At 69.7% G+C, this 16899-nt stretch carries 15 protein-coding genes; 13 read left to right on the top strand and 2 right to left on the bottom strand.

Translation table 11 applies throughout. The features are described 5' to 3' along the window. The first annotated feature begins 6 nt into the window (after window positions 1-6). A complete protein-coding gene (locus ROT00_RS16840; protein ID WP_404776191.1) occupies window positions 7-1467 on the top strand; it encodes an MFS transporter in 1461 nt (486 codons plus the stop codon). 27 nt (window positions 1468-1494) lie between these two features. On the opposite strand, the gene ROT00_RS16835 is transcribed toward ROT00_RS16840, so the two are convergent. Beyond that, window positions 1495-1701, bottom strand: coding sequence for a hypothetical protein (locus ROT00_RS16835; protein ID WP_404776190.1), 207 nt, complete (start codon window positions 1699-1701; stop codon window positions 1495-1497). A gap of 457 nt (window positions 1702-2158) precedes the next feature. Between ROT00_RS16835 and ROT00_RS16830 the strand changes: the two genes are divergently transcribed. The 4 genes from ROT00_RS16830 to ROT00_RS16815 all read left to right on the top strand — a co-directional run bounded on the left by ROT00_RS16830 (window position 2159) and on the right by ROT00_RS16815 (window position 7528). Next, window positions 2159-3211, top strand: a complete 1053-nt coding sequence (locus tag ROT00_RS16830; RefSeq protein ID WP_404776189.1) for a LacI family DNA-binding transcriptional regulator — start codon at window positions 2159-2161, stop codon at window positions 3209-3211. Window positions 3212-3409: 198 nt separating this feature from the next. Continuing rightward, entirely contained in the window at window positions 3410-4930 is a 1521-nt protein-coding gene (mmsA, locus tag ROT00_RS16825) for a multiple monosaccharide ABC transporter ATP-binding protein (protein ID WP_404776188.1), read from the top strand. Continuing rightward, the gene (gene mmsB / locus ROT00_RS16820; RefSeq protein WP_404776187.1) at window positions 4927-6312 is read left to right on the top strand and encodes a multiple monosaccharide ABC transporter permease; all 1386 of its coding nucleotides are present in this window, start codon (window positions 4927-4929) and stop codon (window positions 6310-6312) included. The genes mmsA and mmsB overlap by 4 nt, the downstream gene beginning before the upstream one ends. A gap of 97 nt (window positions 6313-6409) precedes the next feature. Beyond that, the gene (locus ROT00_RS16815; RefSeq protein WP_404776186.1) at window positions 6410-7528 is read left to right on the top strand and encodes a substrate-binding domain-containing protein; all 1119 of its coding nucleotides are present in this window, start codon (window positions 6410-6412) and stop codon (window positions 7526-7528) included. A 158-nt stretch (window positions 7529-7686) separates the two neighbouring features. On the opposite strand, the gene ROT00_RS16810 is transcribed toward ROT00_RS16815, so the two are convergent. After that, a complete protein-coding gene (locus ROT00_RS16810; protein WP_404776209.1) occupies window positions 7687-8061 on the bottom strand; it encodes a VOC family protein in 375 nt (124 codons plus the stop codon). Window positions 8062-8195: 134 nt separating this feature from the next. Here ROT00_RS16810 and ROT00_RS16805 point away from each other — a divergent pair, with 134 nt between their 5' ends. From ROT00_RS16805 to nrdF, 8 genes are all read left to right on the top strand, one after another. Continuing rightward, window positions 8196-8789 carry an HhH-GPD-type base excision DNA repair protein gene (locus ROT00_RS16805; RefSeq protein ID WP_404776185.1) on the top strand — a complete coding sequence of 198 codons (594 nt, stop codon included), beginning with the start codon at window positions 8196-8198 and terminating at the stop codon, window positions 8787-8789. A gap of 83 nt (window positions 8790-8872) precedes the next feature. Then, window positions 8873-10240: a sensor histidine kinase gene (locus ROT00_RS16800; RefSeq protein ID WP_404776184.1), complete on the top strand. Its 1368-nt coding sequence runs from the start codon at window positions 8873-8875 to the stop codon at window positions 10238-10240. Continuing rightward, window positions 10237-10908, top strand: a complete 672-nt coding sequence (locus ROT00_RS16795; RefSeq protein WP_404776183.1) for a response regulator — start codon at window positions 10237-10239, stop codon at window positions 10906-10908. Before ROT00_RS16800 ends, ROT00_RS16795 begins: the two co-directional genes overlap by 4 nt. 249 nt (window positions 10909-11157) lie before the next feature. Further along, complete coding sequence (locus tag ROT00_RS16790; RefSeq protein WP_404776182.1) at window positions 11158-12597, top strand: acyltransferase family protein; 1440 nt, start codon at window positions 11158-11160, stop codon at window positions 12595-12597. Between the two features lie 313 nt (window positions 12598-12910). Next, the gene (gene nrdH, locus ROT00_RS16785) at window positions 12911-13144 is read left to right on the top strand and encodes a glutaredoxin-like protein NrdH (RefSeq protein WP_189085724.1); all 234 of its coding nucleotides are present in this window, start codon (window positions 12911-12913) and stop codon (window positions 13142-13144) included. 57 nt (window positions 13145-13201) lie between these two features. After that, window positions 13202-13621: a class Ib ribonucleoside-diphosphate reductase assembly flavoprotein NrdI gene (gene nrdI, locus ROT00_RS16780; RefSeq protein WP_404776181.1), complete on the top strand. Its 420-nt coding sequence runs from the start codon at window positions 13202-13204 to the stop codon at window positions 13619-13621. A 32-nt stretch (window positions 13622-13653) separates the two neighbouring features. Then, on the top strand, window positions 13654-15759 hold the full coding sequence (gene nrdE / locus ROT00_RS16775; RefSeq protein ID WP_404776208.1) for a class 1b ribonucleoside-diphosphate reductase subunit alpha: 2106 nt from the start codon (window positions 13654-13656) through the stop codon (window positions 15757-15759). A gap of 25 nt (window positions 15760-15784) precedes the next feature. Further along, window positions 15785-16804 carry a class 1b ribonucleoside-diphosphate reductase subunit beta gene (nrdF, locus tag ROT00_RS16770; protein WP_404776180.1) on the top strand — a complete coding sequence of 340 codons (1020 nt, stop codon included), beginning with the start codon at window positions 15785-15787 and terminating at the stop codon, window positions 16802-16804. Window positions 16805-16899 lie beyond the last annotated feature (95 nt).

Here is a 16899-nt window from a genome sequence, read left to right as displayed (position 1 = left end):
GATCGAGTGAGCGATTCCACCAGCCCCGACCGCACCTCGTCGGTCCCCGTCGACGCGCCCGGTCCGATCGACGCCGCCGCACTGGCCGGCGCGAGCGACGGCGGTGAGGGAACCGCGCCTCGGGTCTCTGCGGGCGGCCCGCTCGCGAAGCCCTACCGCTGGCTCTCGATCGGCATGTTCGCCCTGATCTTCCTCGCCGCCTTCGAAGCGATGGCCGTCACGACGATCATGCCGCTCGTCGCCCGTGACCTCGACGGCGAGGCGCTCTACGCCCTCGCCTTCGCCGTGCCGCTCGCGGCGGGCATCATCGGCATGGTCATCGCCGGCAACTGGACCGACCGAAACGGTCCGCTCCCGTCGCTGCTCACCTCCGGCATCCTCTTCGTCGTCGGACTCGTGATCGCCGGAACGGCGACCGACATGGTCGTCTTCATCGTCGGCCGGTTCGTGCACGGCATCGCCGGGGCCGCGGTCATCGTGCCGCTGTACGTGATCGTCGGCCGGGTCTACCCGGAGGCGATCCGGGCCCGGGTGTTCGCCGGGTTCGCGGCCGCGTGGGTCATCCCCTCGATCATCGGTCCGGCGCTCGCCGGAGTCGTCGCGGAGCAGGCGAGCTGGCACTGGGTGTTCCTCGGCGTGATCGGCATCGTGCTGCCCGCGACCGCGATGCTGCTGCCGCCGCTCCTCCGCGCGCGGGACAAGGTGCAGGGCGACCCGTCGGTCGTGTGGAGCCCGTCGCGCGTCGGCTGGGCCGTGCTCACCGCGGCCGCCGCCCTCGGCGTCTCGCTCGCGAAGGAGTTCGACTCGCCGCTGCGCTGGATCGTCGCGGTGCTCTCGGTGGTCGTGGTCGTCGTCGCCGTGCGGCCGTTGCTCCCCGCCGGGACGCTGCGAGCCGCGCGCGGCCTGCCCGCGACCGTGCTCATGCGGCTCGTCGTCGCGGGCGCCTTCTTCGGCAGCGAGATCTACCTGCCGTACCTCTTCATCGAGGACTACGACTTCGAGCCGAGCCTCGCGGGCGCCGTGCTCACCGGTGCGGGCGTGAGCTGGGCCGCCGCGTCGTGGCTGCAGGGCCGGCTCGGCGACCGCATCTCGAACGTGCGGGCCGTCGTCATCGGCTCGACGCTGCTGGTCGTCGCGCTCGCGGTGGTGCTCGGCGTCGCCGCGCTGCACCTGCACCCGGCGATCGCGTTCGTGGCGTGGACGCTCGCCGGCGGTGCGATGGGCTTCATGTACCCGCGCTTCTCGGTGGCGGTGCTGAGCCTCTCGCCGGTCTCCGCGCAGGGCTTCAACAGCGCGGCGCTCTCGATCGCGGAGTCGCTCGGCGCCTCGATCGCGCTCGCCATCACGGCGCTCGTGTCGAGCGCGGTGGTCTGGGGCGGCTTCGCCCCCGACTTCGCGGTCGCCCTCGCGATCGCGGTCGTCGCGGTGCTCCTCGCCGCGCGGGTGCGCCCGGTCGCCGCGGGCTGAGCCGGGGGAGCGGGCGCGGTCCGCAGCTCAGGATGGCTCGAGGACGACGTCGGGAGTACCGGTCTGCGTGATCGCCGTGATCCCCGCCGCGACCGCGACGATCGTGACGAGGAGCCACACGGCGATCGCGATGCTCACCAGCACGATCGAGGTGCGCGGCGGACGCTGACGGAGCCGGAGGATCGCGACGACCAGCGCGACTCCGCCGACGAGCAGCGCGAGTGCAGTCACCATTGCGGCAGCGGCGGAGCCGAACAGTGCGCCGGCGATCGCCCAGTCCCGAGGCCGGGGCAGGGCGATGCGCGATGGAGTTCCGTTGGTCATGGGCTGCCTTTCGGGTGACGGCGAAAGGCCTTCTCCGCAGAAGAGCGTTTCGACCTGAACTGCAAACACTGTATCCCGCGACCGGCATCCACTGTCGCCCCGCTTCCCGCGGTCCGCGCGCGTGCCTCCTGCGCGACGTCCCGCGACGTGCGGTCGGTATTTGCGCGTGCCGGGAAGGCCTGACCCGCAGAAAGTACCCGAATGCCGTCGCAGGGATTTGGTGAGCGCGCTCTCACGCCCGGGAGCAGAGTCGATTCGATTCGACCGCCCGTTGTGACTGTCACATCGTCGAGCTGTACGCCGGGGGCGGGGCGTGCATAATGGATGCGACAGCGATGTGAACGTGCACATCCGGATCGGCGAACAGGTGTCTCCTCCCCAGGACCGCGGGCGTGCGCCCAGCATCCGCGATGTCGCGCGCCTGGCCGAGGTCTCCCACCAGACCGTCTCCCGGGTGCTGAACGATCACCCGAGCATCCGCCCGGAGACGCGGGAGCGCGTGCTCCAGGCGATGGAGACGCTGCAGTACCGGCCGAACCGCGCCGCCCGCACGCTCGTGACGAGCCGCTCGAACACGATCGGCGTGCTCGCCGCGATGAGCACCACCTATGGGCCCGCCACCAGCATCGCCGCCATCGAGGATGCCGCGCGCGAGCACGGCTACCACGTGAACACCGCGAACCTCGCCGACACCTCGCCGGCGGGCATCGCCGACGCCATCGAGCACCTGATGCTCCAGGCGATCGAGGGGCTCGTCGTGATCGCGCCGCAGGTGCGGGTGTTCGAGGTGCTCGCCGCCTCGTCGATCGGCGTGCCGTTCGTGAGCCTGCAGTCGACGGGCCGGCGCGACCACCTCGCGCTCTCCGTCGACCAGGTGACGGGCGCCAGGCGCGCGACGCAGCACCTGATCGGGCTCGGTCATCGCGAGATCGTGCACCTCGCCGGCCCGCAGGACTGGATCGAGGCGGAGGCGCGGATGCGCGGCTTCCTCGAGGCGATCGACGACGCCGAGCTCGGCCTGCATCCGCCGATCCTCGGCGACTGGACCGCCGACTTCGGCTACTACGCGGGCAGCGAGCTCGTCCGCCGCCGGGACTTCACCGCCGTGTTCGCCGCCAACGACGAGATGGCGATCGGGCTGATGCACGCCTTCCGGGACGCCGGACTCGACGTCCCGGGCGACGTCAGCGTCGTCGGATTCGACGACATCCCGGTCGCGAAGCACGTCGCGCCGACGCTCACGACCGTGTACCAGGACTTCCACGAGATCGGCCGCCGGGCGGTCGCGCTGCTGCTGAACCAGGTGCACGGTGCGGAGCGGATCGAGGTCGAGGACATCGTGCCGAGACTCGTCGTGCGCGGCTCGACCGCGGCCGCCCACGCGCCCGCCCGGCCGAGCTCGACGGCCGCCTCGCGCTGAGCGGCACATCCGGCCCGTTCGGAGCATCGGCTTGACACGCCCGCCCGGCGGATGCAGCATGGTGTCGATGTGAACGGTCACACGGGCACGTCACACACAGCAGCACACCCTGACACCGAGGTCCAGATCAGTGATTCCGTCGATGACGACCAGCGCCCGAGCGGGCAGCCGATGAACGCGCCGCCGCCCATCCTGGAGATGCGCTCCATCACCAAGGAGTTCCCCGGCGTGAAGGCGCTGAGCGATGTCTCCCTCACGGTGATGCCCGCCGAGATCCACGCGATCTGCGGCGAGAACGGCGCCGGCAAGTCGACGCTGATGAAGGTGCTCTCCGGGGTCTACCCGCACGGCACCTATACCGGCGAGATCTTCTTCCGGGGCGAAGAGGTGCAGTTCCGGGACATCCGCCAGAGCGAGCAGGCCGGCATCGCGATCATCCACCAGGAGCTCGCGCTCATCCCGGAGCTGTCGATCACCGAGAACATCTTCCTCGGCAACGAGATCGCCCGCGGCGGCCGCATCGACTGGTCGGCGGCGAAGCTGAAGGCCCTCGACCTGCTCGCCCGCGTCGGCCTCTCCGAGAACCCCGACACGCAGATCAAGCACCTCGGCGTCGGCAAGCAGCAGCTCGTCGAGATCGCGAAGGCGCTCGCGAAGGACGTGAAGCTCCTCATCCTCGACGAGCCCACCGCCGCGCTGAACGAGGACGACTCGCAGCACCTGCTCGACCTCATCCTCGGGCTGAAGGGCCGCGGCATCGCGTCGATCATGATCAGCCACAAGCTCAACGAGATCGAGCAGATCGCCGACGCGATCACGATCATCCGCGACGGGCACGCGATCGAGACGCTCGACGTGCACGGCGGCGACGTCGACGAGGACCGGATCATCCGCGGGATGGTCGGCCGCTCCCTCGAGAGCCGCTACCCCGACCGCACGCCGCACATCGGCGAGGTGTTCTTCGAGGTGCGCGACTGGACCATCCAGCACCCGCAGGTGCCCGAGCGGCTCGTCGCGAAGGGCTCGAACCTCGAGGTGCGCCGGGGCGAGATCGTCGGCCTCGCCGGCCTCATGGGCGCCGGCCGCACCGAGCTCGCGATGAGCATCTTCGGCCGCTCCTACGGCACTTACCTCGCCGGCACGATCGTGAAGGACGGCAAGGAGATCGTGCTGAAGGACGTCGAGTCCGCGATCGACCACGGCCTCGCCTACGTCAGCGAGGACCGCAAGGTGCTCGGGCTGAACCTCCTCGACACGATCAAGCGCTCCATCGTCTCGGCGAAGCTCCGGAAGATCTCCCGGCTCGCCGTCGTCGACGAGTTCAAGGAGGCGCAGACCGCCGAGAGCTACCGGAAGCAGCTGCGCATCAAGTCGCCGAGCGTCGACATGGGCGTCGCGAAGCTCTCCGGCGGCAACCAGCAGAAGGTCGTGCTGGCGAAGTGGATGTTCACCGACCCCGACCTGCTGATCCTCGACGAGCCCACCCGCGGCATCGACGTCGGCGCGAAGTACGAGATCTACACGATCATCCAGCAGCTCGCCGCGCAGGGGAAGGGCGTCATCCTCATCTCCAGCGAGCTGCCGGAGCTCCTCGGCATCGCCGACCGCATCTACACGGTCTTCGAAGGCCGCATCACCGACAACCTGCCCGTGTCCGAGGCGACCCCGGAGGCGCTCATGCGCAGCATGACCTCCGCGAAGAAGAAGGCGAACGCATGACCACTCCGACCGGCGCGACCCCCACGGGCGCCACGACGACCGAGAAGCGCGGCGGCCTCGCCGACCTCCGCAAGATGTTCGGCAACGGCCAGTCGACGCTCCGCCAGTTCGGCATCCTCGGCAGCCTCGTCGTCATCATCGCGCTGTTCCAGCTGCTGACGTGGCTCATCAAGGGGACCGGCCTCACGCTCTCCTCGACGAACCTGATCAACGTCGTCAACCAGTACAGCTACATCCTGATCCTCGCGATCGGCATGGTGATGGTCATCATCATGGGCCACATCGACCTGTCGGTCGGTTCGGTGGCGGCGTTCACCGGCATCATCGTCGCGAAGGCCATGTCCGACTGGAACCTGCCCTGGCCGCTCGCCATCGTGCTCGGCCTCCTCGTCGGCGCCGCGGTCGGCGCCTGGCAGGGTTTCTGGGTCGCCTACGTCGGGGTGCCGGCGTTCATCGTGACCCTCGCGGGCATGCTGATCTTCCGCGGCGGAAACCAGTGGATCGGCCAGTCGACCACGACGCCGGTGCCGGTCGAGTTCACCTACATCGGCGCGGGCTACCTGCCCGACGTCGCGGGCTCCGCGTTCAACTACGCGACGATGGCGCTCGGTCTCCTCGGCGCCGCCTGGATCGTCTACAACGAGCTGCGGCTGCGCAGCGTGCAGAAGAAGATGGGCTCGCCGCAGGCGCCGATGTGGGTGAGCGTCGTGAAGATCGTGCTGCTCGCCGGCGTCATCCTCTGGGCCGCCTGGCTCTTCGCCACCGGCCGCCCCGGCACGAGCTTCCCGATCTCGGGCATCATCCTCGTGCTCCTCGTCATCCTCTACTCCTTCATCACCCGCAGCACCGTCTTCGGCCGCCACATCTACGCGGTCGGCGGCAACCGCCTCGCGGCGACGCTCTCGGGCGTGAAGGACCGCCGGGTCGACTTCTTCGTCATGATGAACATGTCGGTGCTGGCCTCGCTCGCGGGCATGATCTTCGTCGCCCGCTCCACCGCCTCGGGCCCGCAGGACGGCAACGGCTGGGAGCTCGACGCCATCGCGGCCGTCTTCATCGGCGGCGCGGCGGTCTCGGGCGGCATCGGCACCGTGATCGGCTCGATCATCGGTGGCCTCGTGATGGCGTTCCTGAACAACGGCCTGCAGCTGCTCGGCGTCGGCGCCGACTGGGTGCAGATCATCAAGGGCATGGTGCTCCTCCTCGCCGTCGGCGTCGACGTCTGGAGCAAGAGCCAGGGCCGGCCGTCGATCCTCGGCCTCTGGTCGTCGCGCCGTCGCCGCGCCCGGCTGGAGGAGCAGGGTCCCACCGAACCGCCCGCCGTCGTGCCGAGCTCCGGCACCAACGAATCGTCCGAGCCCCGCGACGTCGCCCGGCTCTGACCCGGCACCGTCGCCGCCCCGGCCGCGACGGACGCCGGAACGCACCTCCCCCTCCCGTGGCAGCTGCCCCGGGACACCAAGAGAAAGTGACTGATCAATGAAGAAGATCGCTCTCGCAGCCACCGCGGTCGCCGCAGCGGCCGCCCTCGCGCTCTCGGGCTGCTCGTCCGACCGCGGCGGCGGGTCGAGCGGTGAGGCGACCGACGCGGCCGGCTTCGCCGCCGACGCCACGATCGGTATCGCGCTGCCCGACAAGACCAGTGAGAACTGGGTGCTCGCCGGCGGGCTCTTCGAGGACGGCCTGAAGGCGGCCGGCTTCACCCCCGACGTGCAGTACGCACCCGCCTCCAACACCGTCGCAGAGCAGCAGAACCAGATCTCGGCGATGGTGACGAACGGCGCGAAGGTCATCGTCATCGGCGCGAAGGACGGCAAGCAGCTCGGCACCCAGCTCCAGCAGGCCGCCGACGCGGGCGTGAAGATCATCGCCTACGACCGCCTCATCGAGAACACGCCGAACGTCGACTACTACGTCGCGTTCGACAACTTCAAGGTCGGCGAGCTGCAGGGCCAGGCGCTCCTCGACGGGCTCGCCGCCCGCTCGGGCCACGAGGCGCCGTGGAACATCGAGCTCTTCTCCGGCTCGCCGGACGACGCCAACTCGGCCGTGTTCTTCAACGGCGCGATGAAGGTGCTGCAGCCGAAGATCGACGACGGCACGCTCGTGGTGGCCTCGGGGCAGACCGACATCCAGCAGACGGCGACGCAGGGCTGGAAGGCCGAGAACGCGCAGAGCCGCATGGACTCGATCCTCGCCGCGAACTACACCTCGGCGAACATCGACGGCGTCCTGTCGCCGAACGACACCCTCGCCCGCGCCATCATCACCTCTGCGAAGCAGGCCGGCAAGGACATCTCGAAGATCACGGTGACCGGTCAGGACTCCGAGGTCGAGTCGGTGAAGTCGATCATGGCCGGTGAGCAGTACTCGACCATCAACAAGGACACCTCGCTCCTCGTCGAGCAGACGATCAAGATGATCCAGCAGCTCCAGAAGGGCGAAGAGGTCGAGGTCAACGACACCGAGCAGTACGACAACGGCGTGAAGGTCGTGCCGGCGTACCTCCTCGCTCCGGTCATCGTGACCAAGGAGAACGCGGCGGAGGCGTACGCGAACAACCCCAACCTGCTCGACATCGTCAAGCAGGCCGGCTGATCGGATCGGCAACGGCGTCCTGAGGATGCCGGGGCAGACCCGAAGCCCGCAGACGGCTCCCGCTCCGCATGGGGCGGGGGCCGTCGGCGTGCCGGGGGCGGGCGGTGTCCCGGTCCGCCCCCGGTGCGTCGACGACGGCGGCGCTCGGCCGCCGGCGCTCAGTCGCGCGCGGGCAGCTGCTGCAGGGTCCAGCGGTTGCCGTCGGGATCGGTGAACGTCACGAAGCGCCCCCAGACCTGCTCGTCGACGCCCTGCGCGTCGACGCCCGCCGCCCGCAGCTGCGCGAGCGCGGCATCCGCGTCGGCGATCACCGCCTGGATGACGTCGAGCGACCCGGGTGCGAGCGTCGCGCCGAGCCCCTCGCCGAAGGCGATCGAGCACGCGGAGCCCGGCGGGGTCACCTGCACGAAGCGCAGCGTCTCGCTGACCCGCACGTCGTGGTCGGCGACGAAGCCGCACTGCTCGACGTAGAACGCCTTCGCGCGGTCGACGTCGCTCACGGGCACGTGGATGAGTTCGATCTTCACGTCCATCTCGAGCGGCATGATGCCTCCTCCTGGTTCGCGGGGTGCGGTGGGATCGTGGATCGCCGGATGCCTCCGACGGGGCCATCCGAGCACGATCCGCCGACATCCGCCATCCCCGATCGGCCGGATCGGGTGGGAGGATGGACGGCATGGCACTGCACATCACGGGGGAGCAGTCGGCCGACGAGCTGCTCTCGAACGATCCCTTCGCCCTGCTCACGGGCATGCTGCTCGACCAGCAGGTCGCCATGGAGACCGCGTTCGCCGGTCCCCAGAAGATCCGCGAGCGCCTCGGCTCGATCGACCCGGCGACGATCGCCGCGACCGATCCGGAGCGACTCGTCGAGCTCTTCAGCCAGACGCCGGCGGTGCACCGCTACCCGGGCTCGATGGCGGGCCGCGTGCAGCAGCTCGCAGCCGCGGTCGAGACGGAGTGGGGCGGCGACGCGAGCCAGATCTGGACGCGCGGCGAGCCGAGCGGCGCCGAGGTGCTGAAGCGGCTGAAGGCGCTGCCCGGCTTCGGCGAGCAGAAGGCGCGCATCTTCCTCGCCCTCCTCGGCAAGCAGTGCGGCCTCGAGGCGCCGGGCTGGCGGGAAGCGGCCGGCGGCTACGGCGAGGCGGGCAGCTTCGCCTCGGTCGCCGACATCGTGAGTCCCGAGTCGCTGCAGAAGGTGCGGGCGCACAAGCAGGAGATGAAGGCGCAGGCGAAGGCCGCGAAGGCGGCGAAGGGCTGAGCCGGCGCCCCCTACCGCGGTAGGGGGCGCGAACACCACCGCCGGGGGATGCCCCGGGCCCGCGCCGGTGCGAGCATGGTGCCATGACCGATCCCGCCGCCCCCGCAGCCCCGCAGGCGCCCGCGCCGCCGGAGGGCTTCGTCGCGGCATCCGCCGAGCCCGCGACCGCGCCGGCGCCGCCGCGCCGCCGCCCCCGGCTCACCGAGACGGATGCCTGGCCGGGCCTCGTGCTCAGCTGGTTCGCCGTGATCTTCGTCGCGGTCGCGCTCTTCTCCGTGCTGGTGCCGGTCTCGGCCTCCCTCTACGGGGTGCCCGTCGCCGCGGCGTTCGGCGTCGCCCTGCTCGCGGCGGGCAGCCTGCCGCTCGCGATGCACTGGGCCTGGCCTGGCGCGATCGCCGGGCTGGGCGGGCAGGCCGCGTTCTTCGCGCTCGCCGTGCCGCCGCCCGGCGCCCCCTGGCCGATCAGCGTCCCGATGCTGCTCGCGCTCTGCGCCGGTCTCGTGATCCTCGCTTTGCGCGGCCGCTTCCTGCCGGCCGTCGTGCTCTGGGGCGGCACCGTCTTCGGCTCGATCGCCGCGGTGCTGCCGCCCGCGCGCGCCGAGGAGCCCTCGACGATCGCGGCGAGCTTCGTCACCGGGGCCGCGGTGAGCGCGGGCGTGCTCGGACTGGCCTGGCTCCTCCGGGTGCTCCGCGCGCGGGTCGCCGACACGCTCGAGGCCGAGCGGCGCACGAGCGCGAACGAGCACGAGCGCCGGATCGTCGCCGAGGAGCGCACCCGCATCGCCCGCGAGCTCCACGACGTCGTCGCGCACCGCATGTCGATCGTGCAGGTGCAGGCGACGAGCGCGCCGTACCGGCTGAGCGGCCTCGACGAGGCCGCGACGGCGGAGTTCGGCGAGATCGCCGCGAACGCGCGGGCCGCGATGGCGGAGATGCGGGAGCTCCTCGCCGTGCTCCGCGACCCGGACGCGGAGGCGGAGACCGCTCCGCAGCCCGGTTTCGCCGAGATCGGCCCCCTCGTGTCGAGCGTGCGGCGCGCCGGCCTCGTCGTCGACGCCCGCATCGTGACGACGGCGCCGGTGTCGACGGCGGTCGGTCAGGCCGCCTACCGGATCGTGCAGGAGGCGCTCAGCAACGTGCTCCGCCACGCGCCCGGCGCGGAGGCCGCCGTCGAGGTGCACGGCGACGGGGCGCGCCTCGTCGTCGAGGTCGTGAACACCCGGGCTCCCGACGCAGAGGCCGCCGAGCGTGCGGCCGCCGGCCGCGCGGAGGGCGGGAGCGGGCACGGTCTGCTCGGGATGCGCGAGCGGGCGCGCCTCGTCGGTGGCACGATCGAGGCGGGGTCGACCGAGCCGGGCGGCTTCCGGGTGAGCGCCGTGCTCCCCGTCGCCGCGGCGGCGGCCTCCGGGCCGTCCACCGCAGACCGTGCCGATGGAGGAACCGCCGGATGACCATCACCGTGCTCGTCGCCGACGATCAGGCCATGGTGCGCGCCGGCTTCGCCGCCGTGCTCGACGCCCAGCCCGGGATCGAGGTGGTGGGCCAGGCCTCGGACGGCGAGGAGGCGGTGCGGCTCGCGCACGAGCTGCGGCCCGACGTGGTCGTGATGGACGTGCGGATGCCCGGGGTGAACGGCATCGAGGCGACCCGCGCCCTGCAGACGCCGCCGCGGTCGAGCGACTACGTGCCGCGGGTGCTGATGCTCACGACCTTCGACATCGACGAGTACGTGTACCAGGCGCTCCGCGCCGGGGCGAGCGGGTTCCTGCTGAAGGACGCGCTGCCCGACGAGGTCGCCCGTGCCGTGCGCGTGATCGCCGCGGGGGAGGCCCTGCTCGCGCCGAGCGTGACCCGGCGGCTCATCGAGGACGTCGCGAAGCAGGCGCCCGCGCGCCCCGTCGACGAGCACCTGCTCTCGGCGCTCACGGAGCGCGAACGCGAGGTGCTCGTGCGCATCGCGCGGGGGCGCTCGAACCAGGAGATCGCGGCCGAGCTGTTCATCGCCGAGCAGACGGTGAAGACGCACGTCAGCAAGATCCTGCAGAAGCTCGGGCTCCGCGACCGGGTGCACGCCGTCGTCTTCGCCTACGACACCGGCCTCGTCTCGCCCGCGCGCTGAGCGGCGGGACCCGCGGCGTCCACGGCGTCGGCGGCATCCGCGTCGTTCGCGGCGTTCGCATCGTGCGTCATCCGCGTCATCCGGTCTTCGCGGAATCCTCGCCTCGCATCCGACTGGCGGGCCATCCGCCGCTCCGTGCCCCCTACCGCGGTAGGGGGCACGAACCGTTCCACCGGGTGATGCCCCGGCCCGTACCGCGTCCATAGCCTGCGGGAGCCGGGGGAGGGACCGCCGGCGGAGGGGATCCCGATGCACGCGACGATCGAGGCGGGTGCCGCTGGACGCACTGCGACGGGCGCCACGCCGACACGTGACCGGGCGATCGATGCGGCGCGGGCGGGATGCCTCGCCGTCGTCTTCCTGCTGCACGCGATGATGGTCGGCGTCAGCGTCGGACCCGGCGGGCCGGTGCTCGAGAACGCGCTCGAGGGCTGGGACTTCCTCGCCCCGGCGACCTGGGTCGTGCAGATCATGCCCCTCTTCTTCCTCATCGGCGGCTTCTCCGGTTGGACCGCCTGGCAGCGGCGCCGGGCCCGCGGCATCGGACCGGCGAGCTTCGTGCGCGACCGGATCACGCGGCTCGTGCGTCCCGCGGTGCCGCTCGTCGCGGTCGTCGGGCTCGCGCTGGCCGCGCTCGCCGCGGCGGGGGTGCCGGCCGAGATCGTGCAGACGGCGTCGTTCCGCATCGGCCAGCCGCTCTGGTTCCTCGCCGTCTACCTCGGCGCCTCCGCGCTCGTGCCGCTCATGGTGCGCCTCCACGAGTGGCGCCCGGGCGTGACGATCGGCGCGCTCGTGGCCGCGGTCGTCGCCGTCGACGCGCTGCGCTTCGCCACGGGCGTGGAGGCGCTCGGCTTCCTGAACCTCGCCTTCGTCTGGCTGGCGATGCAGCAGCTCGGCTTCCTGCTCGCCGACGGGACGGTCGACCGGATGCCGGTGGCTGCCCGCCTGCGGCTCGCGGCCTGCGCGCTGGGCGGCCTGCTCGCGATCACCCTCTCCGGCCCGTACACGCCGGACCTGCTGCAGAACCTCAACCCGCCGACGATCTGCCTCGTGCTCCTCGGCACGGCGCAGCTCGCCCTCTTCTCGCTCGTGCGCCGGCCCCTCGGTCGCTGGGCGGAGCGCCGCGGCCCCGCGCGCGCGGTCGCGAGCTTCGGCGAGTGGGGCATGACGATGTACCTCTGGCACCTGCCCGCCTTCGTGCTGCTCGCGGCGGGGCTGCTCGCGGCGAACGCGAGCTTCGGGCTCGCGCTGCCCGAGCCGCTCAGCGCCGAGTGGTGGGCGAGCCGTCCGCTCTGGCTCGTCGGGGCCGCGGCGGTCACCGCGCTCGCGGTGCGCGCCTTCGCCCGCTGGGAGCGGGTGCCGCGCCGCCCGGCACCGGGGTCCGGGAACGATCGGCCCGCGGGTGCGGGCCCGGCCGGCTCGGAGCGGATGCCCCTCCTGACGGCCCTCGCGGACGCGCTGCCGCGCGTGCCCGCCTGGCTCGCCGTCCCGGCCGGAGTGCTCGGTGTCGGCACGGCGCTCGTCGTGGGCTTCGCCCCCGCGCCGGCCCTCGTCTCGCTCGCGCTGCTCGGCGTCGCGCTGCTGGGCGCCCGAGCGCCGCGGATGCACGGACGTGCAGCGCTCGCGGCGCGTGTCGACGCCGGAATGTCGGTGGTCGGTGGGAAGCTGATCCCACAACACCAGATGTAGGGGTCGGCTCAGCAGGAGCCCCAAGGTCTTGGGGATCGGCGACACGCCGCGACACGCCGGGGCGACTCTCCACATGGACTTTTTCGAAGTCCGCCGACGTTGTGGATAACAGGGGTCGGAAGGGCGGATTTCCGCCGATCTGGCTCGGTCGTCCTGGGGAAATCCAGTGGATAACCCCGTGGATAACTACACGAATGTAACTACAGCATGTTGTGGCCTCACCGTCGGGTGAACACAAGATGTAGTATCGAAGACATCAGCTAGAAACCGGGGGCGAGCTCCTCCGCGGGGCTCGAGAGAACGAGGGGAACCCATGACGGTCACGGTCTACACCAAGCCTTCCTGCGTGCAGTGCAACGCGACGTATCGCGCCCTCGACAGCAAGGGCATCGAGTACGAAGTGCTCGACCTGTCTGTCGATGAGCAGGCGCTCGCGCAGGTCAAGGAGCTCGGCTATCTGCAGGCCCCGGTCGTCATCACCGACGACGGCCACTGGTCGGGTTTCCGTCCCGACAAGATCGACGAGCTGGCCGCCCGCCTCGCGTAGTCATGGCGGTCGGTGAGCTCCACGAGATCCGGCCGTGCACGACGTGAGGGAGGGAACATGACGAACCTGGTCTACTTCTCGAGCGTCTCGGGCAACACGCAGCGCTTCATCGAGAAGCTCGGCCGCCCGGCCGATCGCATCCCGCTGTTCGCGCGCGATGAGCCGCTCAGCGCCGACGAGCCGTTCGTGCTCGTCGTCCCGACCTATGGCGGAGGAGACGGCAACGGCGCCGTCCCGAAGCAGGTCATCCGCTTCCTGAACGACCCGGCGAACCGGGCGCTCATCCGCGGCGTCATCGGCGCCGGCAACACCAACTTCGGCACCGGCTACTGCCTGGCCGGCGACATCATCGCCGCCAAGTGCGCCGTGCCGCATCTGTATCGCTTCGAAGTATTCGGAACACCAGACGACGTTCGCGCCGTCGACGAGGGATTGGACGCATTTTGGCAAGCACAGCAGCAACGACTGACGGCGTAGCGCTGATCGAGGCGCCCCGGGTGTCGAGCGGAATGGACTACCACTCGCTCAACGCGATGCTGAACCTCTACGGCCCGAACGGCGAGATCCAGTTCGAGAAGGACCGTGAGGCGGCGCGCGAGTACTTCCTCCAGCACGTCAACCAGAACACCGTCTTCTTCCACTCGCTGAAGGAGCGGCTCGACTACCTCGTCGAGAAGGAGTACTACGAGCAGGAGGTGCTCGACGAGTACTCGTTCGAGTTCATCCAGAAGCTCAACGACCTCGCCTACTCGAAGAAGTTCCGCTTCGAGACCTTCCTCGGCGCGTTCAAGTACTACACGAGCTACACGCTCAAGACCTTCGACGGCAAGCGCTACCTCGAGCGCTTCGAGGACCGCGTCGTGATGACCGCGCTCGGCCTCGCCCGCGGCGACGAGCAGCTCGCGATCGACCTCGTCGAGGAGATCATCGCCGGCCGCTTCCAGCCGGCCACGCCGACCTTCCTGAACACGGGCAAGGCGCAGCGCGGCGAGCTCGTCTCCTGCTTCCTCCTCCGCATCGAGGACAACATGGAGTCGATCGCCCGAGGCATCAACTCGGCGCTGCAGCTCTCCAAGCGCGGCGGCGGTGTGGCGCTGCTCCTCTCGAACATCCGCGAGTCGGGTGCGCCGATCAAGCAGATCGAGAACCAGTCCTCCGGCATCATCCCCGTGATGAAGCTGCTGGAAGACAGCTTCAGCTACGCCAACCAGCTCGGCGCGCGTCAGGGCGCCGGCGCAGTGTACCTCTCGGCGCACCACCCCGACATCATGCGCTTCCTCGACACCAAGCGCGAGAACGCCGACGAGAAGATCCGCATCAAGACGCTGTCCCTCGGCGTCGTCGTGCCGGACATCACCTTCGAGCTCGCGAAGAACAACGAGGACATGTACCTCTTCTCGCCGTACGACGTCGAGAAGGTCTACGGCAAGCCCTTCGGCGACGTGCCGCTCACCGAGAACTACCGCGACATGGTGAACGACGCCCGCATCAAGAAGACGAAGATCAATGCGCGCGAGTTCTTCCAGACCCTCGCCGAGATCCAGTTCGAGTCGGGCTACCCGTACATCGTGTTCGAGGACACGGTGAACAAGGCGAACCCGATCAAGGGCCGCATCAACATGTCGAACCTGTGCAGCGAGATCCTGCAGGTGAACACGCCGACGACCTACCACGAGGACCTCTCCTACGACGTCATCGGCAAGGACATCAGCTGCAACCTCGGTTCGCTGAACATCGCCCTCACCATGGACTCGCCCGACTTCGGCAAGACCGTCGAGACCGCCATCCGCGGCCTCACCTCGGTGTCGAACCAGAGCCACATCACCTCGGTGCGCTCCATCGAGGACGGCAACGACAAGTCGCACGCCATCGGCCTCGGCCAGATGAACCTGCACGGCTACCTCGCCCGCGAGCGCGTCTTCTACGGCTCCGAGGAGGGCGTCGACTTCACGAACATCTACTTCTACACGGTGCTGTTCCACGCGCTGCGCGCCTCGAACACGATCGCGATCGAGCGCGGCGAGGTGTTCGACGGCTTCGCCGACTCGAAGTACGCCTCGGGCGAGTTCTTCGACAAGTACACCGAGCAGGAGTGGGTGCCGGCGACCGAGAAGGTGGCGGGCCTGTTCGCCGACTCGAACGTGCACATCCCCACGCAGGACGACTGGCGCGCGCTGAAGGCCTCCATCCAGGAGCACGGCATCTACAACCAGAACCTGCAGGCGGTGCCGCCGACCGGCTCGATCTCGTACATCAACAACTCGACGGCGTCGATCCACCCGATCGCCTCGAAGATCGAGATCCGCAAGGAGGGCAAGCTCGGGCGCGTGTACTACCCGGCGGCCTTCATGACGAACGACAACCTGGAGTACTACCAGGACGCCTACGAGATCGGCTACGAGAAGGTCATCGACACCTACGCCGCGGCGACGCAGCACGTCGACCAGGGCCTCTCGCTCACCCTCTTCTTCAAGGACACGGCGACCACGCGCGACATCAACCGCGCGCAGATCTACGCGTGGAAGAAGGGCATCAAGACCATCTACTACATCCGCCTGCGGCAGATGGCCCTCGAGGGCACCGAGCTCGACATGTGCGTGAGCTGCACGCTCTAACGGCTGGAACGAAGGACCCCCACCGATGACTCTCACCGACCCGGTCAACTCTGCGCGGAACGACCCGGCGCACGCCGGCAAGATCAAGCTCGTCGACCACGTCAACGCGATCAACTGGAACAAGATCCAGGACGACAAGGACCTCGAGGTCTGGAACCGCCTGGTGAACAACTTCTGGCTGCCCGAGAAGGTGCCGCTGTCGAACGACATCCAGTCGTGGAACACGCTGACGCCCGAGGAGCAGCAGCTCACGATGCGCGTCTTCACCGGCCTCACCCTGCTCGACACGATCCAGGGCACCGTCGGCGCGGTCTCGCTCATCCCCGACTCGCTCACCCCGCACGAGGAGGCGGTGTACACGAACATCGCCTTCATGGAGTCGGTGCACGCGAAGAGCTACTCCTCGATCTTCTCGACGCTCTGCTCGACGAAGGAGATCGACGACGCGTTCCGCTGGTCGGTCGAGAACGAGAACCTGCAGAAGAAGGCCTCCATCGTGATGGAGTACTACCGCGGCGACTCGCCCCTGAAGCGCAAGGTCGCCTCGACCCTGCTCGAGAGCTTCCTGTTCTACTCCGGCTTCTACCTGCCGATGTACTGGTCGAGCCGGGCGAAGCTCACCAACACGGCCGACCTCATCCGCCTCATCATCCGCGACGAGGCCGTGCACGGCTACTACATCGGCTACAAGTTCCAGCGCGGGCTGGAGCTCGTGAGCGAGGCCGAGCGCGAGGACATCAAGGACTACACCTTCTCGCTGCTCTACGAGCTCTACGACAACGAGGTGCAGTACACGCAGGACCTGTACGACGGCGTCGGCCTCACCGAGGACGTCAAGAAGTTCCTGCACTACAACGCCAACAAGGCGCTCATGAACCTCGGCTACGAGCCGATGTTCCCCAAGTCGGTCACCGATGTGAACCCGGCGATCCTCTCGGCGCTGTCGCCGAACGCCGACGAGAACCACGACTTCTTCAGCGGGTCGGGCTCGTCGTACGTCATCGGCAAGGCGGTCAACACCGAGGACGAGGACTGGGACTTCTAGGGTCCCGCTTCTCGCGAACGAGGGGGCGGATGCTTCGGCATCCGCCCCCTCGTCGCGTTTCGGCGGGCGCAAGCGGACGCTCGGCTGCCGTGCCC

Source organism: Agromyces mediolanus (genome assembly GCF_044917495.1).
GTDB lineage: Bacteria > Actinomycetota > Actinomycetes > Actinomycetales > Microbacteriaceae > Agromyces > Agromyces mediolanus_B.
Note: the sequence above shows the minus strand (reverse complement) of the source record. Positions and strands in the feature narration are given on the sequence as shown.